Below are 1,803 nucleotides of genomic sequence, written 5' to 3'. Positions count from 1 at the left end.
CGAGCAGATCAAGGCGGAGATCGCCAAGTGCGAGGTGGTGTGCGCCAACTGCCACCGCATCCGCACCTTTACCCGTCAGCAACTCGGCGCTGACTGGGATCTCGACAGATCCGACGACCCCGACGACGGCGAACCGCCGTTCGAGCAACTGACCCTGGAGGTTTGATGGCCACCCTCAAACGCTGGAACGGCACCGCCTGGAGACCGGTCGGAGAAGACTCTTATGCCGCGAAGCGTGAGGTGCTGTCGGTGTCGATGGCAGGCGCGACCGCAGGCATGGCGCTGCCGACGACATCCCTGTCCGGTCACGCACTGACGTGGACCCGCAACCCCACGGGGCAGGGATCTACGGGGCAGATCAACGGCCGGGGCGGGTTCTGGGCGGACCCGTCCGCGGCCCCGGCGGCGCTGTACTGCACGGCCGCGGTCGCGTCTAAGCCGCGCTGGGGGAAGGTGCGGGGCCTGTTCCTGCCGCAGTCGACGGGCACGGGCACGATGTGCATCGCGGCCCCTTCGCGCCCAGATGTCGGCACGCCTGGCGCGTTGACGATGTCGGTGCACTACCGCACCAACCGCAACAACTGGGCGTTCTCGCTGTGGGACTCCGCTAACGGTGGGGAGATCGTTCTGGCGTCGGGCGCATACTCTCCGCCGCTGATCGGGGACCCGAACCGGCCCGTGGAGTACGAGCTGGCGTTCCGCATCGACGGCAACACCGCCACATTCCGTACCGCCGATGGCGTGGTGCAGCCACCGGTCACCGACTCCCGCATCGGCACGCTCGGCGGCAACTACCTGTTCGCCGAGTCCTACAACCCCCTCGCCACTGATGACGTGGTGGCGATCCTGTCGTTCGAGGGTGGCGACACCCCGCCAGAGACACTGTTCTCCACCCCGTCGGCGGGGGACCTTGCCCAGCAGTTGGGCTACCGACCGACGAAGACCGTCAACGACACCCTTTATGCCGCGCGCTGGCAGCCGAACGAGACGCTGCCCGCCGGAACGGCCCGACTCTTGCCGATCGCCCGCGTCGGCACGTTCAAGGCCGGCGGCACGACCGGGGCGACGTTCGACGCCACGAAGTGGAACTACCCGCGGCTCACCTTCACCGGCACCACCGCCGGCGCCCCCACGTCCGACATCCCCGGAGCGACGACGGGCGACATCTACGTCGACTCGACCGGCGCCGAGTACACGATCGCGAGCTGACCCATGGCACAGACCTTCACCCCGCGTCCCGCGCTAGCAACCCAGGCGTCAGTGGACGCGATTGCGCCAGACCAAGGGGCGCGAGCCGTAGGTAAGCGCGAGCTATTTCTCACACCCAGGGACTTCGGCGCAAAGGGCGATGGAGTCACCCTGCTCACCGGCTCCATCTCATCCGGGTCGAACGTTTTCACTGCCACCGGGGCGGCATTCACGCCAGCCGACGTTGGCAAGCGAATCGTCGTGCTGCCAGCAGCGGGCTCGACACAGCCGACATTCGCCTCGACAATTCAGGCAGTCGACAGCGCAACTCAGATTCGGCTGGCGACGAACGCGTCGTACACCGGCTCCAATTTGGAGATGACCTACGCCACCGATGACTCGACTGCCCTACAGGCATGGCTGTCCGACCCGAGCACGGCGACCCGACTGCTCCCGGCCGGCATCTACGGGTTCTCCGTTTCGCTGCTGCTCGGGGGCACCTACAACGTGTGGTGCGCCAACGGCTCAACACTCAAGGTCATGGCCCAAATTGACACGCCGACAAACTGGCCCAGCGGCGCGCGTGCGGTGCCGACCGCGATCTACTCGTCCTTC

At 67.0% G+C, this 1,803-nt stretch carries 2 protein-coding genes; both read left to right on the top strand.

The window, feature by feature from the left end; all coding sequences use genetic code 11:
- The first annotated feature begins 165 nt into the window (after positions 1-165).
- A complete protein-coding gene (locus LX12_RS21650; protein WP_253656691.1) occupies positions 166-1,209 on the top strand; it encodes a hypothetical protein in 1,044 nt (347 codons plus the stop codon).
- Between the two features lie 3 nt (positions 1,210-1,212).
- Positions 1,213-1,803, top strand: a 591-nt coding sequence (locus tag LX12_RS21645) for a hypothetical protein (protein ID WP_253656690.1), incomplete at its 3' end; no start/stop codon positions are given.

The organism is Williamsia serinedens (assembly GCF_024171725.1).
GTDB classification, from domain to species: Bacteria; Actinomycetota; Actinomycetes; order Mycobacteriales; family Mycobacteriaceae; genus Williamsia_A; species Williamsia_A serinedens.
This window is presented reverse-complemented; position numbering and strand designations above follow the sequence as displayed.

Coding starts and splice junctions, on each gene's coding strand:
- LX12_RS21650 (WP_253656691.1), top strand. CDS start 166: ATGGCCACCCTCAAACGCTGGAACGGCACCGCCTGGAGACCGGTCGGA.